Raw genomic sequence first — 25,476 nt, 5'->3', positions numbered from 1 at the left:
AATTATTTTAAGGTCGTGGTTTTTTCATTTAAGCTTCATAAAACCTACACCTTAATTTAATTAACGCAAACCGCTCCTTCCCTTCCTGAGCAATTAAGCTCATGTTTTCAAAGCATATATAGCTTTAGTCGTATAAAGTCTGATATAAAAGCATTATAAAAATGCGCTGTGAAACCTGCCGCTATCGCAGCAATACCCAATACAAGGGCCTTTGCTCTTACTTATCGGAGAATAATCGGTGACTCGACTTCCTTTATTTTGGATGCTTATTTTTGTTGTATGTGCTGCCATGGAAGGAATTGCGCTTTATTATCAATATGCACTAGATTACGGCCCTTGCGTACTCTGTGCCCAAATCCGTGCTTTCATATTTTTAATAATGATTGCCAGCCTACTTGGTCTACTAGCTGGTAAATATAGACCCGTACGCGTTTTTGCTACCGTCTTAGGACTACTAGGAAGCATAGGAATGATGGAGCGAAGCTATCAAACCTTTGGTATTGAGCGGGGGTTTATTGATGGAAGCTGCTCTCTAGATGGAGGCTTCCCTGCTGCCCTTCCTCTTAACGAATGGCTACCCTCCGTATTTGAGCCTTGGGAATCATGTGGCTATACACCTGATTTGCTTTGGGGAATAACCATGGCAGAAGGGCTGATTGTGATAGCTGCTGCGTTAATTGCGGTTTTTGTTCTAGGATTACCTTCTGCATTTAGCCAGCCTAAACGCCGTTTTTTCTAACATTAATTAGGATAGCGCGCTCCTCCAATTAACCGGGCGCGCTATCCTTTTATAAACGAACAAGCCTAACCTGCCATTAATCAAGCTCCGTATTAACGCTCAGTAGCTGATCTACAAAAAAGCCCGGTACTTCTAAACGCGTGGCTATCTCCTTGAGCACCACTATTTCTGGATGGTTTGCCTTACCTTCTGCACGCGCCATCACACACAAATCTTTAAGAACCTGCATACGCTTGGGTAAACTATTATATTTGTTCACCGTATCAATCCTCGTTGAGAGATCAGCCCTTAAACGTTCTAAGTTGAAATCATCCCGAAACTCATTTTTACCGAAAAACTTTTCGAAAGCCTCTATCTCTGCTTTAGAAATGCTTCCATTAGCATTTGCCACAAGCAAAGCACCTGCGAATAGCAAATGACGCATAGATAGAGCCGCATCTGTTTTAGACTCTAAATAGCTTGGCTCCATCAGAGCCATTATGCTTTCTAGCCCCAATTCTAAAGTGGCGGAGTTAACACCGTCTTTTTTCATATATTCTGATTGATGAAACATCTGTAAAGCTTTGACCCTGAGCGGGCTAAAAGGATGTGTCATAAACCAATCTTCAGCGCTAGAGCTTGTCCCCACTAAATCATCGGTCATTTGCATATCGTCTATTTGCTGGAGAAAGTCTTTTAGATTGAAACGTACAACCGTGCTAGTTACACCAGAAGCCAGCTTAAATAGTGACCTAGCAACTGCATCAAAATTTTGAGTACATAATGTCCCAGCCCTATCAGCCGAAATTTCCGCATAACGGGACCAGCTGGTTAACTGTAACGCAAGCGAAGGAGAAACTGGGGGCTGACCTTTAAGCATGTATCCAACCGGAATATCATGATGCCCGTAAACAAAATGCCCCAACTCGTGACCCATGACAAAGCGAAGCTCTTCATCATCAAAACTATCGAGCAAGCTAGACGAAAACATAATAAACAAGCGGCCACTTTCTGGCTTAACGCAAGCCGCATTGAAATGAGGGCTAGAATAGGCATACAGCTCTACAGGCATATCGACACCTAAAATATCCATACACTGTCTAGCAGTCCTATTTAAGCCTGGAGCCATAGCAGAACTCATACGCACAGAGGTCGATAATAAACGTCGACGGACACCTAGATGGCCCTGAGCTTCGTGCAGTGCTAACTTTTGATTGACCGCCTGCACCTCTGGTAGTGAAAGTAATAGCTCAGATAGAGCTCTATCATGTTGTGAACGTATCGAGTCAGACGTTGTCATTCTTATTATCCTTCAACAGTATTAAGCCCTAAATCCTATATCATGAGCCAGAAGCTGTCCAAAGTAGAAAGTCTATTTAATTCAGGGCACTTACAGGCTTACCATAACTTAAATGACACACATAAAATCTATTAATAGCAGCTTAAAAAGCTCGGTAAATTCACCAGAAAGATCATCAACATAAATTTATACATACAAACTAATACTTAAAATTATCCTCCATAAAATCAATATTTTGTGGTTTTATTCAAACAACTGTTTTAAAAACACTTCAAAATTGAGCTAATTAACACTCTTTGTTTGAATTTATTCAAAAATGATTAATCACACGATTAAAGTACGCTAGTATATTGCCGATATATAATGAATACACATCCGGAGCACCTGCATGGCATTGTTGATTTACGACAATGGGAATTTAGTTAAAAATCCCGCTGACTCAAAGTTTACACCGACAGGTGTAGCGACGGTCGGCAATAGCCAAGGCGCACGCGCAACGGTACAAAACAATGCCAAGCAGCCTCTACCAACACGCACACCTTATGTTCCCAGTAGTGGCGGACAGCCTTCTAATACAACGCGCTCAACTGTTTATTCGTCCCGAGCTTATCAAGAGACCAGTAGAAAGTCAGACTCCCTCCAGGACAGAAGGCGGCTCAATGCAATACACGTGATGAGCGCTCCCGTTATCACAACAAGTCAGTTTGACACCGTAAAAAATGCGCTACAAAAAATGCATACAGAAGACATTGACCACCTAGTGGTGGTCAATAATAGCGGGCATCCATTAGGCGTTGTAACGGATGGCGAGTTATTACGCCATGGGGCAGAATCAAATAGCTTCATTGAGAACTTACTGACCAACTCATTAGTCGCAGTGTCCCCTGATACTCTAGTACGAGACATAGCGCTAATTTTTATGGAACAAAAAGTAAGCTGTGTGCCGGTCATCAACTCAGAGCATCAAGTCGCTGGTATTATATGCCGCAGCGACCTACTGCGATTACTCGTTAGCGGCCCCAACATGGAACAACGCGTATAAAATTGATTATAAATACTGACTTACCGACAGCGTGTGATGATTATCGCCACTGTTCAGCATCAAATCATTCCCAGATATAGTGACTGATAAATCTATCGAACGATCAACCCACGGAATAAGTACTTTAACCTCCTCATACTTAAATCGGTAAATCTCAACTTTTGACAACCGAGCAAAGTCTTCCGAAAAACGTTGCCACCATATTTCTGACTCGCTTCCGTAAGCGTAAAGCTTAATGTTTGCAGCCCTACTTACGGCTTTACGCAAACGATCTGGTGATACCTGACCTACTTCTATCCACTCCATGATTTCTTGAGTCGGAGCAACTTGCCAAAGGTCGGCTTCATCAGCAGCAGACAACCCTTTACAAAACTCCAAATCTTCATGGTAGTTAAGTGCATAAGCTAAGAGTCTCACCATCATCCGTTCAGGCAGCTCCGACGGATGAAGCGCTAGCGTCAGCTTAACGCTAGGATACACATTTCTATTCAAATCAACGATTTGCAAATCAACTTTATAAATTGTTGGCTTCAAAGCCATAAATTACTCACTTAGTTTTAGTCAGCTTATATGAATGTATTACAGCTTTGCACATCGCCACTGGTAAATCCTTGATTAAACCATTTCATGCGCTGGCGTGAAGTACCATGGGTAAAAGAGTCTGGCACTGCATAGCCTTGAGCCCTTTTCTGTATTGCATCATCTCCAATTTGACTGGCTGCATTCATCGCCTCTTCAATGTCACCCGGCTCTACAACCGCACGCTCTTTATCCGCATAATGCGCCCAGATCCCAGCAAAGCAATCCGCTTGCAACTCTACTTTTACCTGCAGCGCATTCGCCTGTGTTTGGGACATGGATTGTTTCATTTGGTGAGATTTTTGAAGAATTCCAAACTGTTGCTGAACATGATGCCCTACTTCATGCGCAATAACATAAGCTTGGGCAAAATCACCTGGCGCTCCAAATGAGTCTTTAAGCTCATTATAGAAATCTAAATCGATATAAACACGTTGATCCCCTGGGCAGTAAAAAGGCCCCATAGCAGACTGAGCAGTTCCACAGGCAGACTGAACTACGTTACGAAAGAGCACTAAGGTAGGCTCCTCATATCGCTTCCCCATTTGAGTAAACAACGGCACCCATGTATCTTCTGTATCAGCTAGCACCACTGATACAAAGTCAGCCATCTGATTATCTTCAGCACTGCTGGTTTGCGTAGGATAAGATTGTGTATTGGTGGTTTGAGTTTGCGTTGGGATACCAGAGTTACCCATTAACAGCCCCAGCACAGTATTTAGGTCCCCACCCATTAAAAGCACAACACCGATCATAATAACCAAGCCGATGCCGCCTCCTTTTTTTGCACCACCCATACGGAATCCGCGGCCACTCGACACCTGTCCCGAAGCAGAGCGCCTGTCATCAATATTGCTACTACGCCTACCTGATTTCCAACGCATCCTATCTACTCCGTATTCGGCTCAATGATTTATTACTATTAACTGCGTGATTATGATCTACCGTGGCGATTTATTTAAGCTGAATCTTCATAATTAACTGATACCCGTCAACGCGACACTGACAGACACTTAAGATTCGCCTAAAATGCGCTCTCCCCAAAGGGATGATACAAACGCAACACAAAGGGTGGCATTTTGGATATTAAACAACTAGTGATACGTGAACTCCAAGAATCAGAAGAGCGTAAAGTAAACCTGACGCCGCGCGGCGGTGTTATGCGTGCAGACTCTCCTGTTGCCGCCGATATGGTTGAAGCATTAAGTGCGGCCCTCTCAAGAAGAGCGACCTTGATACATGGGTCATTTGACCCAGAGAAAAAAGGGGAAACGCCATTCGTTCCAGCATTTGAAAGCTATGTGGAACAAGAACCGCAGGCCAATAGCTTTTTAGCATTAGCCGATGTCACGCTAAGTGATTTAGTGGAAAAGATGAACAACCGGCAGTCACTCTCAAGCAACGCCGGATATGTTATTTTTAGTCACTATCAAGAAGATCGCTACGAATTCTTGATGATCGCCCTAGTTCGAAACCGTCCAACTATTTCCTTAGACAACGAACTTCACCCCACTCAAATAGATGAAGTCGATCTAGACAAACTACATCAAGCCGCAAAAATTAACCTAACAAACTACCGCAAAGGCAAAGACAGCTATTTAAGTTTTATTGGCAGCAAAGAAAAAGGAGATGTTAGCCAATATTTTGCCGAAACATTCGGATGCACCAGCGCTACACCCTCTAAAAAGGCAACAGGCGATCTCATAAAAGCAGCTAAAGAGTTTTGTAGCGAAAACGGCATGAAAGAACAGCAAGAACAAATTGTAGAAGATGTTGTTAGCTATATGAACCGCCAACGCTCAGAAAAACAATCAGCCCAGCTACCTGATGTTGAGCAAATTTTCGACCAATATATACCGCCAGAACAAGCTGAAACCCTTACCGGAACATTCGGAAAGTTTGCTAATAGTGATCGGTATCAAGTAAGCCACGAATTCCAACCTCATAGACACACTTTAAATGCAGTAACCAAGGTAAAAGCCAAAGCAGACAACTGGCAACTAGACTTTGCTAAACGCGCGGTCGGGCCTGCAAATTCAGGGCAAGAGATAGAGTTTGACGAAGCATCTCAGACACTAACAATTCGCCGCATTCCAAGCAAAGTCGTTGAGCAATTGAGAGCTATATTAGCGGGCGAAGAAGACTAACTTGAATCGCTTAACAATAAAAAAGGACGCAAATACGTCCTTTTTAAATACTATTAACAACTATTTTTGATCAGCTGTTTTTGCTTCTTTCTCTGGTGTTTCGTAAATCAAAATTGGTTCAGACGTTCCTTCAATGACGCCCTCGTCAATCACGACTTTACTCACATTCTCCAAAGATGGGAGTTGGTACATAATATCCAGCAAAGTAGCTTCCAAAATCGAGCGCAAGCCACGCGCACCGGTTTTACGGTCTAGCGCCTGCTTTGCAACAGCGCTTAATGCCGCCTCACGGAAATCAACTTCAGCACCTTCTAGCTCAAACAGTTTTGAATACTGACGAGTTAAGCTGTTTTTAGGCTCTGTAAGAATTTGTATAAGTGCCGCTTCATCCAATTCAGCCAATGTGGCAATCATAGGCAAACGACCAACAAATTCCGGGATCAAACCAAACTTCACTAAATCTTCAGCTTCGATATCCTTGAGCGTATCTGTCATAGAACGACTGTCGTCTTTGCTCTTCACCGTAGCGTTAAAGCCTATTGAGCTCTTTTCCGAACGGCTTCGGATGATCTGATCAAGCCCCGCAAACGCACCACCACAAATAAACAGAATATTTGAAGTATCTACCTGCAAGAACTCTTGTTGCGGATGCTTACGTCCACCTTGAGGCGGAACTGATGCAACAGTACCCTCAATAAGCTTCAACAACGCCTGCTGAACACCTTCACCTGAAACATCACGAGTAATAGAAGGGTTATCAGATTTACGCGAAATTTTGTCAATTTCATCGATATAAACAATACCTCGCTGGGCACGATCTATATCGTAATCGCATTTTTGTAGCAGCTTCTGGATAATGTTCTCAACATCTTCACCCACATAACCCGCTTCAGTTAGCGTTGTGGCGTCTGCGATGGTGAAAGGAACATTCAACAAACGGGCTAATGTTTGCGCCAATAGCGTTTTACCACTACCTGTAGGACCAATTAGCAAAATATTACTTTTACTAAGCTCTACTTCTTTATCTTTACCTGTAGCGTTGCTTTGGAAACGCAAACGCTTGTAATGATTGTATACGGCGACTGCGAGTACTTTTTTAGCCCTGTCTTGGCCTATAACGTACTCATCCAGCTTATCCTTGATCTCTGCTGGTATCGGCAAGCGATCTTGTGATTCATGCTCTTCAACATCCTGAATTTCTTCACGGATGATGTCATTACACAGATCGACACACTCATCACAGATAAAGACAGAAGGACCAGCAATTAACTTACGTACTTCATCCTGGTTTTTACCACAGAAAGAGCAGAACAGTTTGCCGTTTTCATTATCTTTATCGTTGATATCGTCGCTCATTCGGCTTCCTCATAACAAAGCGGTATTAATTATAAATAGTGGCTAACCGCTTAAATTTCAACTCTAAGCCACAAAAAGGTCCGCTAAAGCGCTTTTTATTCACCAATACGCTTAGTGAGTACTGAGTCAATCAAACCATATTCAGCCGCTGTAACGGGATCCATAAAGTTATCACGCTCTGTATCACGCGCAATTGTTTCTAAATCTTGTCCTGTGTGCTCAGCCAATTTTCGATTTAATTTCTCACGAATTGACAGAATTTCACGTGTATGAATTTCGATATCTGTTGCCTGACCTTGATAACCACCCAGAGGCTGGTGAATCATAACACGCGCATTAGGCAACGCATGACGCTTGCCCGGCTCACCTGCTGCCAACAAGAAAGCACCCATACTAGCAGCCTGGCCGATACACATAGTGCTTACATTTGGCTTGATAAACTGCATTGTATCGTAAATAGCCAAACCAGCCGTAACCGAGCCACCTGGTGAATTGATATAAAGATGAATATCTTTATCTGGATTCTCTGCTTCCAAAAAAAGCAACTGAGCGACAATCAAATTCGCCATGTGATCTTCTACTTGACCAACCAAGAATATCACGCGCTCTTTGAGAAGACGCGAATAGATATCGTATGCGCGCTCACCCCGGGCAGACTGTTCAACGACCATAGGTACAAGACCCGCATTTTGGATCTCTGACGCACCACCCTGATGGATTATTGACATACTAAATTACTCCTTTAACCCCTAAAAACAAAAAACGACAGCCGGATCGCACCAACTGCCGTTTTTCATTCAGTCAATGCGCCTGTTAACGACGCAAGACTTCTTAAGCTGCGGCGTTTGCTGCTGGCTTGATCGCTTCTTCATAAGCTACTGCCACTTCTGTGACTTTAGCAGATTCGAGCAAGTGATCAACCACTTGATCTTCTAGCACCAAACTCTTAACTTGGTTTAACATTTCTTCGTTACTGTTATACCAATCAATAACTTGCTGCGGCTCTTGGTAAGTTGACGCCATCTCTTGGATCGCTTCAGCTACACGAGCATCATCAGCTTTAATGTCATTAGCTTTGATGATTTCTTGAACCAACAAGCCCACTGTTACACGACGCTTAGCTTGCTCTTCAAACATCTCTTTTGGCAACATGTTTGGATCAATCTCTGCACCGCCACCAAACTGCTGAACAGCTTGTTTGCGCAAGTTGTCGATTTCGCTATCAACCAACGATGTTGGTACTTCGATACCATTAATATCGACCAACTGAGTGAAAACCTGATCTTTCAACTTAGCTTTCAATGCATTTTTTAGTTCACGACCCATGTTAGCACCGACTTCTGTTTTGAAGCCTTCAAGATCGCTAACGTCTAAACCAAACTTAGAGAAAAACTCGTCATTTAACTCTGGCAACTCTGGTGCAGATACACTGATAACCTTCGTTTTAAAGACAGCGTCTTTACCCTTTAAGTTCTCAGCTTGGTAGTCTTCAGGGAATGTGACATTCAAATCGAACTCTTCACCTGCTTTTTTACCAACAATGCCAGACTCAAAACCAGGAATCATCGAATTAGAGCCTAGTACAATATCTGTACCTTCTGCTTTTCCGCCTTCAAACGCTTCACCATCGATAAAACCTTCAAAATCGACTTTAACTCGATCGCCGTCTTCAGCTGCACGCTCAACTTCAGTCCACGTCGCCTGCTGCTTACGCAACGTATCAATCATTGTATCAACATCAGCATCAGTCACTTCTGACGTTTGCTTTTCGATCTCAGCCGAAGAGAAATCCGCTAACGTGATTTCTGGGTACACTTCAAAAGTGGCAACAAACTGGAAATCTTTACCATCTTCATCGTTTTTGAATTCGATCTTAGGGCTGCCAGCAGGCATCACTTTCTCTTGCTGAACGGCTTCAAAGAAACTTTTCTGCACTACTTCACCGACAACATCCTGGCGGATACCGGCGCCGTAACGCTGTTTAACAACTTTCAAAGGCACTTTACCTGGACGAAAGCCATCAATACGAACTGTACGTGCGGTCTGCTGTACACGCTTATCTACATCATTATCAATGCGCTCTGCAGGCACCGTAATTGTCATCTGACGCTCAAGAGCGGAAGTCGTTTCAACAGAAACTTGCATGGGGTTCCTCACCAAAAAATACTATACCGGTTAAATTGAATCACTAAGCAGCTTGGTACCGGGATACGTGTCTTAGTTTTATGATCTGTAATTGTACAGGTTCACTTCAACAAAGCGCTAGAAATATAGCTCAAGCCGTTTTTTCAAAGCGCGAAATTTTCAGCCACTTGGCGGCATTAGTCAAGGAAGAATCACAAATCGATGAAAATAGATTGAGTTTTGGGAGAGAAAGCAGGAGGAATATCAGAAACGGAAAAACTGCGCCAGGTAGTAAAAATGACTTATTGCCAAATAACCAACCTACACAGTAATTTGCACAGAATCAACTGCACTTAGACACTAAATGGTGCGGACGGAGAGACTCGAACTCTCACACCTTTCGGCACCAGAACCTAAATCTGGCGTGTCTACCAATTTCACCACGTCCGCATATCAAGAAAATGGGGTGGACGATGGGGCTTGAACCCACGACCACCGGAATCACAATCCGGGGCTCTACCAACTGAGCTACGCCCACCATATCTAGATTAAGAGACCATATAAAGCATTTCTTAATCTTTTTCTTGAACCTTAACCAACCTCTTTAAGTTCTGATTTCTCAGTTCTTGTTGAGTGCCTCGTTAAGATGGGGCGTATTCTATGGACACCCCCGCTCCCTGTCAACAAAGAAATTACACTTTTTTGAATATTTTCTTCAATTTTTTCAAACAACTAGCAAACACTGCTTTTTTTGATCATTAAATAATCAAAAAACGATTAAGTGGTTTATTTTTATACAGTAATTAACTAAAAATCCAGTCGTTCACCGCCAATCAAGTAACAGCTACAGAATGATAAAATGCTTGTTTCCTTAATAAACATCAACTCATCCATATTTAAAGCAGTCCAAATACCCAAAAGGAAACCTTAAGCACTGTTTATACATAGCTGCATTATTGAACCACCTCCATCTACTCACCATACGCAAATGGATGGCCTGTCACATATAAAAACTTAAAAAAACACCTTACATGCTAAATAACAAAATTATAGGTACTACTATAGAGCACTGTACAACTGACCATGTAGAAGCAACTAAGCCATCATTCTGCTTAAAAAAGAAATAGCGAAGGCTAATCAGTTAAATAAAACAACCTGCCCCGAAAAAGGCTAATAAAGACAGTTAAGACATACAGAGCTTGAAAGGCAAAAAAAGAGATGGCGGGGCTAGCAGGATTCGAACCCGCGACCACCCGCTTAGAAGGCGGGTGCTCTATCCAACTGAGCTATAGCCCCAGATTTTACTTGGGAGAAAGTGTCCTTTGTAAAGCCTCGCTGCTGAACCGAGATCCAAAGGCCTTACAAAGGAGCGCGTATCCTAATAGAGCAAAGGATAAGGGTCAATAATTTTTTATTTCACCTCTAACAATCAACCACTTAGCTATCAGGTCTAAGGTTCTACTTGGCGCACATCCTTTAACATGAGAAAATTAGTTAACAGTTTTAACGCCTCTTAAGCTCAGGAACTCCCTTACAACATGACCGCACAGATTATCGATGGCAAGCAAATAGCCGCCAATGTACGTAAAGACGTAGCCGCACGCATTAAGCAACGCCTATCAGAAGGTAAACGCGCACCATGCCTAGCCGTAGTTATTGTAGGCGACGACCCTGCTTCACATGTTTATGTTCGGAATAAAAAAAATGCATGTAAAGAAGTCGGCATTCTTTCCGAGTCCTACGACCTACCCGACACAACCAATCAAGCAGAGCTATTATCATTAGTTGATAAACTTAATCGCGACGCAAATGTTGATGGCATTTTGGTTCAACTCCCCCTGCCGGATGCCCTCGATGCCAATGAAATACTTGAGCGCATCAAACCGGAAAAAGATGTAGATGGTTTTCACGCATTTAATTTAGGCCGCTTAGCTCAGCGTATGCCTGTGTTACGCCCGTGCACACCTAAAGGTGTTATCAAGCTTTTAGAGTCAACTGGGATCAATTTTAAAGGCCAAGAGGCTGTTGTAGTAGGTGCTTCTAATATTGTAGGCCGTCCCATGTCACTCGAGCTACTATTAGCTGGCTGCACAGTAACCACAACGCATCGCTTTACCCGTGATTTGCCAGGCCATTTAGCCCGAGCTGATATTGTAGTGGTAGGGGTTGGCATACCCGAGCTAGTAAAAGGCGAATGGATTAAAGAAGGTGCGATTGTTATAGATGTAGGTATCAACCGACTTGAAGACGGGCGATTAGTGGGTGACGTTGAATTTGCCCCAGCCGCCGAGCGAGCAAGCTGGATTACCCCTGTACCTGGCGGCGTAGGGCCGATGACCGTGGCGTGCCTAATGGAAAACACATTAGAAGCCGCCGATAAAGCATAGCTTTTAGGTAGACGCATAAAAAAGCCGCTGAGGGATAACATATCCTCAGCGGCTTTTTTAATAGCCTGCGTTATTCAAAAAGAGCTAGCCCTCGCGGAACCACGTAGTTCCTTCACGACTATCTTTCAAAATAATACCTTGGGCGGCCAACTCATCCCTAATACGATCGGATGCGGCAAAGTCTTTATTGGAACGAGCTTGCTTTCTGTCTTCGATGAGCGCTTCTATCTGTTCAGCCGTAATCTCTCCCGCCTTAGACTCGCCCTGCAAAAAAGCCGCCGGATTTTGCTGCAGCAAACCTAACACCCCACCCAACGACTTCAATTGATAAGCTAAAGCCGGCGCTTCAGGTGATAGCTCACGACTTGCCTTATTAAGCTCATTAACCAACTCAAACATAACGGCAAATGCCTTAGGCGTATTAAAATCGTCGCTCATTGCTTGATTGAACCGCTCAGTAAAATCGTTCTTAACAACACCCTCTACAGGCTCTACTGATCGTAGCGCTTGGTAAAAGCGCTCAAGACCACTTCTTGCGTCCTTCAAGCTATCTTCACTGTAGTCAATATAGCTACGATAATGCACGCTCGACAAAAAGAACCGCACCACTTCAGCGTCGTAGGTTTTTAATACTTCACGAATCGTAAAAAAGTTACCCAAAGATTTAGACATCTTTTCTTTATTGACGCGAACAGGACCAGCATGCATCCAATAATTTACATATTGACAGCCATTTGCTGCCTCAGATTGCGCAATTTCGTTTTCATGGTGAGGAAACGGTAGATCCGGGCCTCCGCCATGGATATCAAACGTCTCGCCAAGACAGCACTTTGACATGGCAGAACACTCGATATGCCAACCAGGTCGCCCTGCCCCCCAAGGTGACTCCCAACTGACTTCACCGGGTTTTGCGGCTTTCCATAAAACAAAATCTAACGGGCTCTCTTTAGCATCACCAACTTCTACACGAGAACCTGAACGCAGCTCCTCTATATTTTGGCGCGTTAATTTTCCATAACCTTCAAACTTTTCTACTCGATAGTACACATCACCATTGTCAGCCGCATAAGCGAAGCCTTTATCAATCAAGGACGACACCATCGTAACAATATCATCGATATGTGCGGTTGCTTTAGGCTCCTGGTCTGGGCGTAACACGTTCAACTTATCTTCGTCTTCATGCATAGCGCCAATCATACGTGCAGTTAATACATCAACGGGTTCGTTATTATCTTGAGCACGCTTGATGATTTTGTCATCAACGTCTGTAATGTTACGCACATAGTTAACTTTCCAACCCTGTGAGCGTAAATAACGAGTAATCACATCAAAACAGACCATCACACGCGCGTGTCCAATATGACAATAATCGTAGACGGTAATACCGCACACATACATACTGATATGACCATCAACCAAGGGTTTAAAAGGAGCTTTTTGGCGAGTAAGCGTGTTATAGATCTGGAGCATTGTGATTCCGAAATTAGTCATTCAAAGACAAAGACGACCATAGCCGTCGCAAAGCCCTTAGTATAGAGGAAAGCAATAAACAGCGGTATTAGCTCAGACGAGTTTTGAGCAGCAAAAGCCGAGAAGCCGCCTAGCTTTTAACGCTGAGGAAGTGTAATACGAGCAAGCTGCTGCTTGCCTAGCGGACTGGATTCTGACGATATGAGTAAATGCCCATTATCTTCCCAGACAATTCCTTCCCATTGAGTATAGGGCTGTAAACGATGGTATTGGGCATGATCCCAATCAGGCTGTCCATCTACCACATTGATCAACCATATAAATGAGTAACCAAACGCACTGACTTTGGAATAACCGAGCAGAGCCAATTGATGCGTTTCTTCGTTATAGTCTGCACCCGTGATCATACCTCCAACCGGCAGCGTCATCATAGGCTGAACTATTTGCTGGCTCACACTTGGCTCAATCATGTATAGACGAGTTTGAAGGTCTCCCCAGTTTTTTGAGAACAACCATAATCGACCTTCAACCAAAGTAACCGCTTCGCAATCAAAGTTGGTAGAAAACTTACCACTACTCTTTTGATAATCACCATATGAAAACTGGGATCTCTGCGCAATAACAGACCCTTTATCAACAGATCCCGCAGAGGCTTTTGAGACCGCCTGCAAACTCGCTAAGCTGACACGATAAAGATCTAGCTGCTTTCGCTTTCCATTGTTATTACCGCAATCAGCTACATACAAATACTGACGATCGGCAGCTAAAGATTCCCAATCCCGGTTTTTGGCCCCTTTCAACTTAACGACAGCTTCCAGCTTTTTCTTTTTTCGATCAAAGCCGTAAAGTGATGCAGCGCCACCACTGTCATTTATTGTCCAGATATAGTCAGCGGAGAAAGCTAAACCCGATGTTTCTTTAACAGCATTCGGCCAATAAGCCACAGGATCAACGGCTAAAGTAGCACCGCGTTTATCAGGAGTCATGGCAGGTGATGCACAGCCCCACAAGGCAGAAACTGCTAAACCAGAATAGAGGAAACGCTTTAAGGAAATACGAACGCGCATAGACAGTGATTTTTACCCATACAATAGTGTTAATTAGCCGACGGCATAACTGACTCATCAACGTGTGATAGGTTCAATCCAATTAATAACCGACCTAAAATTACACTACAAGGTAGCAAAACTTAGTGGCTTTGCCATAAAAAAACGCTTTTGCCGGCGACAAAGCCCACAAAAGCGTTTCAATCAACCACAACTCAAATTATTGAGCAGCGGCTTCTTTCGCTTCCTCAACTGTTTCTTTAGCTGAGTCTGATAAACTATCAGCTGCATCAGCCGCTGACTCAGCTGCTTTATCTGTTACGCTAGCTGTTTTATCTGAAGTAGAGTCCATAGCGTCTGCAGCCGCTGTCTTACCTTTTTCCACAAGCGACTTAGTGCCTTCTACTGTTTCATTGTATGCCTCGGCCGTTGCTTCAGAAGCATCGTTAGCCATTTCTTTAGTAGCATCAACGGCATCAGCAGCCATTTCCTTGGTAGCTTCGACCGCAGCAGCTGTTGTATCCGATACCGCGTCAGTTGCATCAGATGCTGCCTCTTTGGTCGCTTCTACAGCAGTGGAGGTTTTTTCAGCCACAACATCAGCCGTAGCTTCAGCGGCTTCTTTCATTTCTTTAGCCGCTTCTTGGGTTGAGGTTTTTGTCGCATCAACTGCTTTTTGGGCATCATCGTTATCACAACCCGTTAACAATACAGCCGTTGATAATAAACCAGCTACAACCATTGTATTCAGTTTCATAAATAGTATCCCTTGTTAGAAACAGAAAAAAGACGCCGCAAGTATAGAGTGGAAACCTGAACGAGAGCCAGACAACTATCATAAATAATTGAATAATATATTAAAAATAGATTATTTCTACGCCTCGCCTGATCTAGCTTATGATAGTATCCAAGATATCATCTAAGCCTTAACAATCGGCTGTGCCCTACCCCTTTGCGCCGTATACCGTAAAATTGCTACTTGAAAATCATGTCTAAATATATACTGAGAGAATATCAACAAGAAGCCGTTACAAAGACCATTGAACACTTTAAAGGTTCCGCACGATCTGCTGTTATCGTTTTACCTACTGGCGCAGGTAAAAGTTTAGTCATTGCCGAACTAGCAAAACGTGCCCGAGGTAAAATCATAGTACTGGCTCACGTCAAGGAACTTGTAGAGCAAAATTACGATAAGTTTCGCTCATTTGATTTAGACGCCGGTATCTTTTCAGCGGGTCTTAATCAAAAAAACTTAGAACACCCCGTTACTTTTGCCAGTGTCCAGTCCTTGGCGCGCAATCTTGAGCAATTATCAACCTCTTACTCTCTACTCATCATTGACGAATGCCACCGGCTAAGCGATGACGAGAATAGCCAATATCAAAAAATCATAACTCATCTAAAGAAGCTAAACCCTAAGATGCGTGTTCTCGGGCTAACCGCAACGCCCTATCGTTTAGGGCTAGGTTGGATTTACCAATACCATTACCGAGGCTATATACGCAGTGATGAGCCCCGACCGTTTGATCACTGCATATACGAATTGCCGCTTAGATATATGATTACACGGCAGTTTTTAACGCCCCCCAAACTCATGGATGCCGCGGTTGCACATTATGATTTCTCTAGCATTAGCCCAAACAATCTAGGCGAATTACCAGAAAAGCCTGTCAACGAACTACTCAAACAGTGCAAGCGCGTTACGAAAGCAATTACTCAACAAATAATAGAGCAAGCCAAAGACCGAACAGGCGTGATGATTTTTGCGGCTACCGTCTTGCACGCCCAAGAGGTATTTAGTTATCTCCCGAGCGAACAAGCGGTACTCATTACCGGAGCAACAGACAGCAAGTTGCGCGATCAATACATAGAGGACTTTAAGCGTCATACAATAAAATATCTTGTTAACGTATCGGTTCTTACAACAGGCTTTGATGCTCCGCATGTTGATATGATTGCGATTCTTCGCCCTACGGCTTCAGTTAGTCTATACCAGCAAATTGTAGGACGCGGGCTTCGATTATCTGAAGGTAAAACGGATTGCCTTATCATCGATTATGCTGGGAACCACTACGACTTATTCCAACCAGAAGTCGGTGAAAAACAGCCCAACCCTGATTCTGAGATAGTACAAGTATTCTGCCCTGACTGCGGATTTGCCAATATATTTTGGGGGAAAACCGACGGTTGCGGCAATGTTGTTGAGCATTTTGGTAGACGCTGCCAACATGCGGAGCCAGATGATAATGGGGTATTGCAACGCTGTAATTACCGCTTTCGATTTAAAAGCTGTGTTTTCTGTGGAGCCGAAAACGACATAGCGGCTCGCCAATGTCATCAATGCTCCGAAGCCTTAGTAGATCCGGACGATCAACTTAAGAAAGCTTTGCAACTAAAAGATGCAATGGTTTTACGTTGTGCGGGAGTATCTTTTTCAAATCAAGAGAATACCTTAACAGTGACATATCATGGTGAAGACGGAGAGACACTAAAAGAGCGCTTTATTTTTGATTACGACTCTCACCAAGAACAATTTAACCATTTATTCGCTCGAAGACTTAAGAACGGAACACAAGCCTTACCTTTCAAAGCAATAGAAGATGTTTTGGCCAAACAAGCTCATATAAAATCGCCCGACTTTGTTGTCGCCTATAAAGAGAAAAGATATTGGCGTGTTCATGCTAGGATTTTTGATTACGAGGGTCGTTACCGCAAAGCCCATCAACTATAACCCACCTCACTTAAAACTCCCGTATACACCAACAAGAGCTGTCGGACACAAAAAAGCCCTGAAAACAGGGCTAATAGATGCTAATGCAGTACGTCTTAGGGCTTTTACAAGGACAAGTCGCGGACACTGGCTTGTATAAACTGCTTCTTAAGGTCTTCAAATGTGTGCACTGCTGGGAACTGAGGGAATTCAGCAATCACATTATCAGGTGCATGGAATAAAATACCTGATTCAGCTTGTTTGAGCATGGTAGTGTCATTATACGAATCACCTGCTGCGATAACCCGGTAATTCAACAACTGAAAAGCACGCACAGACTGACGCTTAGGGTCTCGTTGACGTAGGGTATAATCGGTAATGCGGCCATTTTCATCTACTTCTAGCTTATGGCATAACAATGTAGGGAAGCCTAGCTGTCGCATAAGCGGCTCAGCAAACTCATAGAAAGTGTCCGACAAAATAACGACTTGGAAACGCTCCCTTAACCAATCGATAAAATCGCGCGCACCTTCTAACGGAGATAAACGGCTAATGGTATCTTGAATTTGCGGCAATGTTAGGCCATTTTCATCCAAAATGCGCAAACGCTGCTTCATTAGAACATCATAATCAGGAATATCACGCGTTGTCGCTTTTAAGGCCTCAATGCCGGTTTCTTCTGCAAACGCGATCCAAATTTCCGGAATCAATACACCTTCTAGATCAAGACAAGCTAACTCCACAAAACACTCCTTTTTATACATTCAATATTGGCACGCAATGTAACCTGTAATGCCACGGGATTCAATCGCATCACGAGTTAGTCACCCGCGACGGCTATAGCGCAATTAAAATGATAACGAACTACATCACTGGTAACTCTAAGTCGGCAAACAACTCATCTATTTCGGCTCGGGTGCTGCAATCTAACACCTGCCTGATCACGTCTTTTGTTAAATGCGGTGCAAATAGATGAATAAAGTCAAACATATAGCCACGTAAAAAGGTGCCCTTTCGGAACCCTATTTTAGTCGTGCTGGACTCAAACAAGTGGCTAGCATCCAGCGCTACCAAGTCCGTATCTACATTTGGCTCGTAAGCCATAGTAGCGACAATACCTACGCCTAAGTTAAGCCGCACATACGCTTTGATAACATCCGAATCAACCGCTGTAAAAACGACTTTAGGATCTAAGCCTTCTTTTTTAAACGCATCATCTAATTTAGAACGACCTGTAAAACCAAACACATAAGTTACAATAGGAAATTGCGCTAAATCAGCTAGTGTTAGTTTTGAAACTTGGGTCAACGGATGGTCTTTAGGGACAATGACCGAACGATTCCAACGGTAACAAGGCATCATGATCAGATCAGAAAAATGAGACATTGCCTCCGTTGCTATCGCAAAATCGACCGTACCGTCAGCCGCCATTTCAGAAATTTGCATAGGCGTCCCTTGGTGCATATGCAAAGAAACATCAGGGTAGCTTTTAATAAATTCTGTAATCGTTTTAGGCAAGGCATAACGAGCTTGGGTATGGGTCGTTGCTACGGCTAAGCTCCCCATCTTCTCATCACTAAACTCTTGTGCCACCTGCTTTATGCTTTCTACTTTTTGCAGTATCTCGCCTGCAATATCAAGAATCGCTTCCCCCGCCGGAGTAACACGGGTCAAGTGCTTGCCACTGCGCGCAAACACTTCTACACCCAGCTCATCTTCTAACAAGCGGATTTGTTTGCTAATTCCGGGTTGGGAGGTGTATAAACTTTGCGCTGTAGCAGAAACATTTAGGTCGTGACGTGCAACTTCCCAAATATAGCGCAATTGCTGGAGTTTCATATTCTGTTCGCCCGATAAAAAAAGAAGGCCTTATTAATACAACGATTACATATAACTGTAAAGAATAAGGCCTTGTTTTATTATTATAAACGGGCGTTTAGTCGACGAATTTCTTCGTCTTGCGTTATCACACGTTTTTCAAGGCTTGCAGAACGTGATTGCACACGCATCAACTCATCTTCTCTTTCTTTCAATTGAGCACGTAACGCGTTTTCTCGACGGCTCCAATCGGTTGTTGTATTAACATGTTTTTGGTTAATACGTTTTATTTCAGCTTCCACTTCGCGCACTTTATCTTCGAAGCGTTTCGCTTTGTTTGTTTCACCTAAGAGTGCTGCATTAACACGGGCTAGCTCACGGCTTTGCTGAGTTGCGTCCTGTTTAAGTAGCTTAAGCTCTTCTTCTTGGCTTTTAATTTGATTGCGAAATGTTTCAGTCTTAACATCACGCTTAGCTACTTCTGCTTTTAAATCATGAATCTCTTTTGTCAGTGCCGACTCTTTCTTGCCTACCTCATCACGCAATTTTTCTAGTGCGTTCCGATAGTAACGGATATCAGCATCCGATTTCCCTACTTGATCAAGAGCACGACGCTGCTCATCTTTGATGCGCTGATCAAATGTACGCTTAGAATCATCATGAGTTTTACGTAATACAGCCAAATCATGCTCTACATTAGAACGTAACTGCTCTTCTTGCTTACGCTGATTAGTTTCGGCGGCGAGTGACGACTTAAGTACGTTGATCTCAGCTTCAAGCGATTTACACTGCGAAGTTAGCTCTTCAACCTTGCCGTTTTGGGTACGTATGCGCCCTTCTAACTCTAGTTGACGGCTTTGCATCTCATGAACAGTGTCATCACTGATACGACGAGCCTCTTCTAAAGAAGTCCCAACGCTTTTGTGCTCAAAAGAAATCCTATTGTTCGCTTCTTCAACCGCTTGTTGCCACACACGTGTAAAAGCCATATTAAGCGAGTCGGGAACATCAGGAACCATCATTGTATCTCGAGAAAAACTAATACGCTCATGCAAAGAGCTTCTCCAAGAAGATAGCAAGCTTGTCGCCTGTTCAAGACCAATACTAAACTCCGCATCTATCAACTCTGGAGTGGGCAGATCACCTTTAATCCATAAGGAATCTGCGTAACGATAAACGTCATCTTTTACCATGTAATAACTATCCTACAACGCACTACACAAAGTAGCATTCAAACTGTCGTTTAATTAAATACTAAAACCGTTCAACCATCTAACCCAATTACAGTTAGTTAGATTTATTTTTGACCATACTCTTGTTCGTTATGCTGGTTTGCTAGACGCTCAGTCGCCTCAACCAATGGCGCTTCTAATGGTGCACTTATTTCCAATCGTTCACCATCAGGCAAATCAACACTTAAGCGAGCCGAATGTAAAAACAAGCGACGAACACCAACGTCTCTCATCTGTCGGTTTACTTCATCACTGCAATATTTGTCATCACCAATAATAGGATGGCCCATGAATTGACTGTGTACACGGATCTGGTGTGTACGTCCCGTTACTGGTTTTGCTTCGACTAATGTCGCTGTTTGGCCAAACCGACGCAGCACTTTAAAAAGAGTAATAGAAGGCTTACCGTCTTCTTGAACCTTTACGATACGCTCACCGGATTTAAGTTCATTTTTACGTAAGGGAGCCTCTACTCGATTATCTCGCGTCTCCCAACGCCCCTGAACAAGTGCATGATAAACTTTATTTACACGGTTTTGTCGCAATGCCTCATGCATGTGTCTTAACATACTTCGTTTTTTTGCAATCATAATGCAACCTGATGTATCACGGTCTAAACGATGCACTAATTCTAAAAAGCGCGCGTCAGGACGCATCTGCCGTATAGCCTCAATCAAGCCTAGATTAACACCACTCCCTCCATGAACGGCCAAACCCGAAGGCTTATTCATAACCATCAATGCATCTGATTCATAAAGAATGGCACCTTCTAAAGCATCAACTAAACCCTGACCTACCAACGGAGCTTCACCACGCTCGGACACCCGTATAGGGGGAATCCTAACAATGTCACCTGCTTGGATGCGCCCATCAGGCTTAATTCTTTTTTTATTAACACGCACCTCACCCTTGCGTAGAATGCGATAAATCATGCTTTTAGGAACACCCTTTAAAGCCGTTCGCAAAAAGTTATCAATACGCTGCCCTGCTTGGTCTTCTTCTACTTCGACAAAACGGACACTTGGTGATGCTGAGGGGTTTATATCTGACATGGGGGAAACGTGTTCTCGATTGATGCAATATAGGTTAGCTGCTATATTGTATCGTCGCAAAGCGCTGTTGGCTCTAGCTATTTTAAAAAAGCGGTTCGATTCGTGTGTTGATCACTTCATATCCACACGCTCACCACAGCGCCAAATGTACGTTTTACCCATTAAATAAATTTTTACGAGAGCATATCCCCCTGTTCGAATCCCCTGTTGGGTTCGGTTTGAGGTAAAGATGCACTAACAGCCTAGAACCTGCCTTTTACGCGTTTACGTGGTATTTGCTTGCAGCAACAAACTAACAGAAGAACAATATTGGCTGTTTTTTTCCTTTACCGATGATGTGCTTAGCGCAACCCTGTCATCTACAGTGGTTGGCTTTCAATATAGATCGACATCGCATGGCTGAACCGTGAAACGTTTCCACCAGGCGGAACGAACTGGCTTGAATGCTCTCTGTAATAGAGAACTGAAAAAAGCATGAAAAGAATGTTAATCAACGCAACTCAACCAGAAGAGTTGCGTGTAGCCCTCGTTGATGGCCAGCGCCTATACGATCTGGATATAGAATCCGATAGCCGCGAACAAAAGAAAGCTAATATCTATAAAGGTACTATAACTCGCGTAGAACCTAGCTTAGAAGCAGCATTTGTTAATTATGGTGCTGAACGCCACGGATTCCTTCCATTAAAAGAAATATCTCGTGAATACTTCGCAAAACAGCCGGACCGAGGCAATCGCCCAAATATCCGTGATGTGCTGAAAGAAGGCACCGAAGTCATTGTCCAAGTTGACAAAGAAGAGCGCGGTAACAAAGGCGCCGCACTAACCACCTTTATCAGCCTTGCTGGCCGCTACCTCGTGTTGATGCCGAACAACGCACGCGCGGGCGGTATATCTCGCCGAATCGAAGGCGAAGAGCGCACCCAACTCAAAGCTGCACTGGATGGCGTCACTGTTCCTGACAAAATGGGCATTATTGTCCGTACCGCAGGTGTTGGCCGCACATCCGAAGAGCTGCAGTGGGATTTAAACTACCTTGCTAAAGTCTGGAAAGGCATTAAAGAACATGCCACAAAACCAGCCCCTTTCTTAATTTACCAAGAAAGCGATGTAGTTATCCGTGCTATTCGTGATTATTTACGTGCAGATATCGGCGAAGTGCTCATCGATGACGAAGCAGTGTATCAAAACGCTATGGAATTCGTGCGTCAGGTGATGCCTTCTTATGAGACAAAGCTGAAACTATACAAAGAGCAAACTCCTCTTTTCAATCGCTTCCAAATTGAATCACAGATTGAGACAGCATTTGAGCGCGAAGTTAAATTACCTTCTGGCGGCTCAATTGTAATTGACCCAACAGAAGCCCTCGTATCAATCGACATCAACTCTGCGCGAGCAACACGCGGCGGTGATATCGAAGAAACGGCTCTACAAACTAACCTTGAAGCAGCCGAAGAAATTGCACGTCAACTGCGCTTGCGCGACATAGGCGGCTTGGTTGTCATCGATTACATTGATATGACACCCATTAAAAACCAGCGTGCCGTGGAAGAGAAGCTCTATGAAGCACTCAAGCTTGATCGCGCGCGCGTACAAATGGGTCGGATATCGCGTTTTGGCTTGCTCGAAATGTCACGCCAACGCCTTCGTCCGTCCCTGACTGAGAGCCGCGGCTCTGTTTGCCCTCGATGCAACGGCCAAGGTAGCATCCGTGATACCGAGTCACTTGCACTATCAATCATGCGCCTCATTGAAGAAGAGTCAGCAAAAGATCGTACTTCCCAGATTCGTGCCATTCTGCCTGTAACTGTTGCTACTTTCCTCTTGAACGAAAAACGTCGTGCAGTACATGATATCGAACTACGTCACGAAGTTCGCATTGTGATTGTTCCTAATCCAAATATGGAAACTCCACACTATGAGGTTGTTCGTTTACGCGACGACCATACGGTGACTTCCGTAAATGATGCAAGCTACCTACTCAAGCCAGAAAACACACCTGAGCCTGAAGAGGTGAAAGAAACGCAGCCAGTTAAACGCGAAAAAGCAGCGATGTCAGGCGTCATTCCAAGCGCCCCAGCTCCAGCTGAATCAACCTCAGCACCGGCTACACCCGCTGCATCACCAAGAGCGGCGACTAAAACTGCAGCACCCAAAGTCGCTCCGGCTACCGGATTATTTAATAGAATCATCGCTTCTATTACGGCTCTTTTTGCTGGCGAATCTAAAGAACCTGAAACCAAGGTTGCTACAAAGCAAGCGCCAGAGAAAAAGAATACTCGTTCTAAAAATGAGCGAGGTAACAGCAATGAGTCTGGCAACCGTCGTCCTCGCAAATCCCGCCGCACGAATAGCCGTGACAGCATGGATAACCGTCGCGACAACCGCAACTCTAAAGCAGACGAAGTGATCACGGTAACACCTGATACACAAGCTCCTGCTCCTGCGACAGAGACAGCACCAGCCGCGAAAAAGAACGGCAAACGCGACAATAACAGCGACGATGACAAACAAGGTAAGCGTCGTCGCCGTCGCACACGCCGCAACACTGATGACAATGATCAACAGAACCAGAGCAAAACTGAAGATCAGTCGACAGCCACTGCTAAAAAAGCAAACGATGAGCAACCAGAGGCTCGCAGCCGCAATCGTGGTCGCCGTCGTCGTAATGCTGAACGCTCTGCTGAACGAAGCAACAAGCAGCAAATCGAAACAGCGTCGGTAGAGACCACCGACAACAAACCTAAGGTTAACGATGCAGCAACAACGGCTGCCGCTATCATTGCCGCTTCAGCTAAAGCAGAATCAGCAGCTAGCAAACGGGTAGAAACAACAAGCAATACTGCCCACTCAGCAACCATGATTGCTGTGATCCCTGAAGCGGTAACTGAGGTGTCGGCCGCAAAAGCCATTAACATGGCCTTTATCGCTGTTCGCCCAGAAGACACCATCTATCTGGACGATAACGCTAGCACTGTAGTTGAGGAAGAGGCAGAGGCAGACCACTCCCCTTCTACAAACGACATCAAGCCTTCAGCCGAGCAAGCGCCAACAGCTCAACCGGCCGATAGCGTAACTCCAACTGCAGACTCAACAGTGGAGACTACCGTTGAAGCCGAGGTTGGAACTACTGCTGAAGCTGAAGCTGAACCATTGCAAGCGGAAGAGAAAGCGCCTGAGCCTATCGAACAGCACGCTGAACAGCCAACACCGGCAACTGAACAGGTCAGTGCAACTACAGAGGCACCGGAAAATGTAGAGAAGCAGGCGGTTAGCGAAACGGTTGAAGAAACCACACCCAGTGAAGACGCTATTACCGAGCCTACTTCAGAAGCCGAAGCTGAGACTCAAAACAACGAGCCAGAAGTAGCCGCAGAAACAGAACAAAAAACGTCTGTAGCTGCCGCTCAAGATAACTCAAATACAGCTGAACCTACGGCACCCGCGCGCCGACAACGCCGTGCAGGTCGAGCGGCTAATGACCCACGAGAAATTCGACGCCGCCAACAAGCAGAAGCTAATACAGAAAATTAATGTATTAGCAGCCCATAAAAAACCGGCCTCTTATAAAAGAGCGCCGGTTTTTTATTGTCTATTCTTTACTGGTTTACATAGAATCTAACGCATCAACAATATATTGAGGCAATGCAAACGCAGACACATGCATTCGAGGATTATAATAACGAGTCTGAATACCTGAATCCTTGAAGCGCGCTTCGATTGTCTTTAAATCAACATCGCGCAAACCTTCATTATCAGAACCCCATGCCAAGGTCATATTACCGCCTACATACGTCGGAACAGCTGCACAATAGAAATTTTGATCAGAGAAATACGGGCTTAGACGGCGTCGAGTGGTTTGCACCTCTTCAATTTGCATGAACGCCACACCATTCTGGGCAACAAACACACCCCCTTCATTTAGGCAACGCTTACAGCCTTCGTAGAAACGGCTACTAAATAGCACCTCACCTGGACCAACAGGGTCTGTGCAATCAGAGATTATGACATCAAACTTTTCTTGCGTATTGCAAACAAACTCAATGCCATCATCTATAACGATGTTTGCTCGTGCATTGTCATATGCGCCGTCAGAGTGGTTAGGCAAATATGTCTTACACATATCAATGACGGCTTGATCGATTTCAACCTGTGTTGCGTGCTCTACTTCGGGGTGTTTTAACACTTCGCGTAAGATACCACCATCGCCACCACCAATAATTAGAACACGCTTAGCGTTGCCATGAGCAAACAAAGGAACATGCGTTAGCATCTCATGGTATACAAACTCGTCTCGCTCTGTCGTTTGCACAATACCATCTAACGCCATAATGGTACCAAACACCTTATTACGGAAAATAATTAAGTGCCAAGAGTCTGTTTGCTGCTCAAACAGCACTTCATCAACCGAAAAAGACTGACCGTAGCCGTCGTAAAGGGTTTCAGTAAAATTTGCCATTGTGAAATATCCGTTCCGATCAAAACCTAAAAACTAAAA

General features: G+C 44.1%; 20 protein-coding genes and 3 tRNA genes. 6 read left to right on the top strand and 17 right to left on the bottom strand.

The genetic code is table 11. The features are described 5' to 3' along the window. Positions 1–238 precede the first annotated feature (238 nt). Positions 239–739 (top strand): disulfide bond formation protein B, encoded by a 501-nt coding sequence (locus OW491_RS11750; protein ID WP_139309096.1) that lies wholly within the window; start codon positions 239–241, stop codon positions 737–739. Positions 740–815: 76 nt separating this feature from the next. Here OW491_RS11750 and OW491_RS11745 read toward each other — a convergent pair whose 3' ends face one another. Beyond that, complete coding sequence (locus OW491_RS11745) at positions 816–2,018, bottom strand: M48 family metallopeptidase (protein WP_290036137.1); 1,203 nt, start codon at positions 2,016–2,018, stop codon at positions 816–818. 388 nt (positions 2,019–2,406) lie between these two features. Here OW491_RS11745 and OW491_RS11740 point away from each other — a divergent pair, with 388 nt between their 5' ends. After that, the gene (locus OW491_RS11740) at positions 2,407–3,060 is read left to right on the top strand and encodes a CBS domain-containing protein (protein WP_290036136.1); all 654 of its coding nucleotides are present in this window, start codon (positions 2,407–2,409) and stop codon (positions 3,058–3,060) included. Positions 3,061–3,066: 6 nt separating this feature from the next. Here the strand turns inward: OW491_RS11740 and OW491_RS11735 are convergent, their stop codons facing one another. After that, complete coding sequence (locus OW491_RS11735; protein WP_075172045.1) at positions 3,067–3,600, bottom strand: YaeQ family protein; 534 nt, start codon at positions 3,598–3,600, stop codon at positions 3,067–3,069. 26 nt (positions 3,601–3,626) lie between these two features. Further along, positions 3,627–4,523, bottom strand: coding sequence for a neutral zinc metallopeptidase (locus OW491_RS11730; protein ID WP_290036133.1), 897 nt, complete (start codon positions 4,521–4,523; stop codon positions 3,627–3,629). Between the two features lie 195 nt (positions 4,524–4,718). Between OW491_RS11730 and OW491_RS11725 the strand changes: the two genes are divergently transcribed. After that, positions 4,719–5,786: a nucleoid-associated protein gene (locus tag OW491_RS11725; protein ID WP_215152632.1), complete on the top strand. Its 1,068-nt coding sequence runs from the start codon at positions 4,719–4,721 to the stop codon at positions 5,784–5,786. A 60-nt stretch (positions 5,787–5,846) separates the two neighbouring features. Here the strand turns inward: OW491_RS11725 and clpX are convergent, their stop codons facing one another. From clpX to OW491_RS11695, 6 genes are all read right to left on the bottom strand, one after another. Beyond that, entirely contained in the window at positions 5,847–7,142 is a 1,296-nt protein-coding gene (gene clpX / locus OW491_RS11720) for an ATP-dependent Clp protease ATP-binding subunit ClpX (protein WP_075172042.1), read from the bottom strand. A 95-nt stretch (positions 7,143–7,237) separates the two neighbouring features. Beyond that, a complete protein-coding gene (clpP, locus tag OW491_RS11715) occupies positions 7,238–7,870 on the bottom strand; it encodes an ATP-dependent Clp endopeptidase proteolytic subunit ClpP (protein ID WP_075172041.1) in 633 nt (210 codons plus the stop codon). A gap of 103 nt (positions 7,871–7,973) precedes the next feature. After that, complete coding sequence (tig, locus tag OW491_RS11710; RefSeq protein WP_290036131.1) at positions 7,974–9,287, bottom strand: trigger factor; 1,314 nt, start codon at positions 9,285–9,287, stop codon at positions 7,974–7,976. Between the two features lie 344 nt (positions 9,288–9,631). Further along, positions 9,632–9,716: transfer RNA gene (locus tag OW491_RS11705), tRNA-Leu, on the bottom strand. Between the two features lie 12 nt (positions 9,717–9,728). Further along, a tRNA-His gene (locus tag OW491_RS11700) sits at positions 9,729–9,804 on the bottom strand. A 681-nt stretch (positions 9,805–10,485) separates the two neighbouring features. Beyond that, positions 10,486–10,562: transfer RNA gene (locus OW491_RS11695), tRNA-Arg, on the bottom strand. A 242-nt stretch (positions 10,563–10,804) separates the two neighbouring features. Between OW491_RS11695 and folD the strand changes: the two genes are divergently transcribed. Then, positions 10,805–11,653: a bifunctional methylenetetrahydrofolate dehydrogenase/methenyltetrahydrofolate cyclohydrolase FolD gene (gene folD, locus OW491_RS11690; protein ID WP_075172039.1), complete on the top strand. Its 849-nt coding sequence runs from the start codon at positions 10,805–10,807 to the stop codon at positions 11,651–11,653. An 84-nt stretch (positions 11,654–11,737) separates the two neighbouring features. On the opposite strand, the gene cysS is transcribed toward folD, so the two are convergent. The 3 genes from cysS to OW491_RS11675 form a co-directional block, all read right to left on the bottom strand. Beyond that, a complete protein-coding gene (gene cysS, locus OW491_RS11685; RefSeq protein WP_215152634.1) occupies positions 11,738–13,123 on the bottom strand; it encodes a cysteine--tRNA ligase in 1,386 nt (461 codons plus the stop codon). Positions 13,124–13,260: 137 nt separating this feature from the next. Continuing rightward, positions 13,261–14,190 carry a hypothetical protein gene (locus OW491_RS11680; protein WP_290036128.1) on the bottom strand — a complete coding sequence of 310 codons (930 nt, stop codon included), beginning with the start codon at positions 14,188–14,190 and terminating at the stop codon, positions 13,261–13,263. A 199-nt stretch (positions 14,191–14,389) separates the two neighbouring features. Further along, positions 14,390–14,926: a hypothetical protein gene (locus tag OW491_RS11675; protein WP_290036126.1), complete on the bottom strand. Its 537-nt coding sequence runs from the start codon at positions 14,924–14,926 to the stop codon at positions 14,390–14,392. Between the two features lie 231 nt (positions 14,927–15,157). Between OW491_RS11675 and OW491_RS11670 the strand changes: the two genes are divergently transcribed. Then, complete coding sequence (locus OW491_RS11670; RefSeq protein ID WP_290036124.1) at positions 15,158–16,900, top strand: DEAD/DEAH box helicase; 1,743 nt, start codon at positions 15,158–15,160, stop codon at positions 16,898–16,900. Positions 16,901–17,004: 104 nt separating this feature from the next. Here OW491_RS11670 and thrH read toward each other — a convergent pair whose 3' ends face one another. From thrH to rluC, 4 genes are all read right to left on the bottom strand, one after another. Then, on the bottom strand, positions 17,005–17,622 hold the full coding sequence (gene thrH, locus OW491_RS11665; RefSeq protein WP_075172035.1) for a bifunctional phosphoserine phosphatase/homoserine phosphotransferase ThrH: 618 nt from the start codon (positions 17,620–17,622) through the stop codon (positions 17,005–17,007). A 121-nt stretch (positions 17,623–17,743) separates the two neighbouring features. Continuing rightward, positions 17,744–18,718 (bottom strand): HTH-type transcriptional regulator CysB, encoded by a 975-nt coding sequence (gene cysB / locus OW491_RS11660; protein WP_178968638.1) that lies wholly within the window; start codon positions 18,716–18,718, stop codon positions 17,744–17,746. 83 nt (positions 18,719–18,801) lie between these two features. After that, positions 18,802–19,890: a hypothetical protein gene (locus OW491_RS11655; protein WP_075172033.1), complete on the bottom strand. Its 1,089-nt coding sequence runs from the start codon at positions 19,888–19,890 to the stop codon at positions 18,802–18,804. A gap of 104 nt (positions 19,891–19,994) precedes the next feature. After that, positions 19,995–20,981 carry a 23S rRNA pseudouridine(955/2504/2580) synthase RluC gene (gene rluC / locus OW491_RS11650; protein WP_075172032.1) on the bottom strand — a complete coding sequence of 329 codons (987 nt, stop codon included), beginning with the start codon at positions 20,979–20,981 and terminating at the stop codon, positions 19,995–19,997. A 474-nt stretch (positions 20,982–21,455) separates the two neighbouring features. On the opposite strand from rluC, the gene rne reads away from it, so the two are divergent. After that, positions 21,456–24,512 (top strand): ribonuclease E, encoded by a 3,057-nt coding sequence (gene rne / locus OW491_RS11645; protein ID WP_290036121.1) that lies wholly within the window; start codon positions 21,456–21,458, stop codon positions 24,510–24,512. Positions 24,513–24,585: 73 nt separating this feature from the next. Here rne and speE read toward each other — a convergent pair whose 3' ends face one another. Beyond that, entirely contained in the window at positions 24,586–25,437 is an 852-nt protein-coding gene (speE, locus tag OW491_RS11640; protein WP_075172030.1) for a polyamine aminopropyltransferase, read from the bottom strand. Between the last annotated feature and the right edge of the window lie 39 nt (positions 25,438–25,476).

The organism is Neptunomonas sp. CHC150, assembly GCF_030397555.1.
Taxonomy (GTDB): Bacteria; Pseudomonadota; Gammaproteobacteria; order Pseudomonadales; family Balneatricaceae; genus Neptunomonas; species Neptunomonas phycophila.
Note: the sequence above shows the minus strand (reverse complement) of the source record. Positions and strands in the feature narration are given on the sequence as shown.

Excerpts from the sequence above, each read along its gene's own strand:
- OW491_RS11735 (WP_075172045.1), bottom strand. The coding sequence starts at position 3,600 with ATGGCTTTGAAGCCAACAATTTATAAAGTTGATTTGCAAATCGTTGAT.
- cysB (WP_178968638.1), bottom strand. The coding sequence starts at position 18,718 with ATGAAACTCCAGCAATTGCGCTATATTTGGGAAGTTGCACGTCACGAC.
- OW491_RS11740 (WP_290036136.1), top strand. The coding sequence starts at position 2,407 with ATGGCATTGTTGATTTACGACAATGGGAATTTAGTTAAAAATCCCGCT.
- cysS (WP_215152634.1), bottom strand. The coding sequence starts at position 13,123 with ATGCTCCAGATCTATAACACGCTTACTCGCCAAAAAGCTCCTTTTAAA.
- OW491_RS11670 (WP_290036124.1), top strand. The coding sequence starts at position 15,158 with ATGTCTAAATATATACTGAGAGAATATCAACAAGAAGCCGTTACAAAG.
- OW491_RS11730 (WP_290036133.1), bottom strand. The coding sequence starts at position 4,523 with ATGCGTTGGAAATCAGGTAGGCGTAGTAGCAATATTGATGACAGGCGC.
- OW491_RS11745 (WP_290036137.1), bottom strand. The coding sequence starts at position 2,018 with ATGACAACGTCTGACTCGATACGTTCACAACATGATAGAGCTCTATCT.
- OW491_RS11680 (WP_290036128.1), bottom strand. The coding sequence starts at position 14,190 with ATGCGCGTTCGTATTTCCTTAAAGCGTTTCCTCTATTCTGGTTTAGCA.
- speE (WP_075172030.1), bottom strand. The coding sequence starts at position 25,437 with ATGGCAAATTTTACTGAAACCCTTTACGACGGCTACGGTCAGTCTTTT.
- OW491_RS11675 (WP_290036126.1), bottom strand. The coding sequence starts at position 14,926 with ATGAAACTGAATACAATGGTTGTAGCTGGTTTATTATCAACGGCTGTA.
- clpX (WP_075172042.1), bottom strand. The coding sequence starts at position 7,142 with ATGAGCGACGATATCAACGATAAAGATAATGAAAACGGCAAACTGTTC.
- folD (WP_075172039.1), top strand. The coding sequence starts at position 10,805 with ATGACCGCACAGATTATCGATGGCAAGCAAATAGCCGCCAATGTACGT.
- rne (WP_290036121.1), top strand. The coding sequence starts at position 21,456 with ATGAAAAGAATGTTAATCAACGCAACTCAACCAGAAGAGTTGCGTGTA.
- rluC (WP_075172032.1), bottom strand. The coding sequence starts at position 20,981 with ATGTCAGATATAAACCCCTCAGCATCACCAAGTGTCCGTTTTGTCGAA.
- OW491_RS11655 (WP_075172033.1), bottom strand. The coding sequence starts at position 19,890 with ATGGTAAAAGATGACGTTTATCGTTACGCAGATTCCTTATGGATTAAA.
- tig (WP_290036131.1), bottom strand. The coding sequence starts at position 9,287 with ATGCAAGTTTCTGTTGAAACGACTTCCGCTCTTGAGCGTCAGATGACA.
- clpP (WP_075172041.1), bottom strand. The coding sequence starts at position 7,870 with ATGTCAATAATCCATCAGGGTGGTGCGTCAGAGATCCAAAATGCGGGT.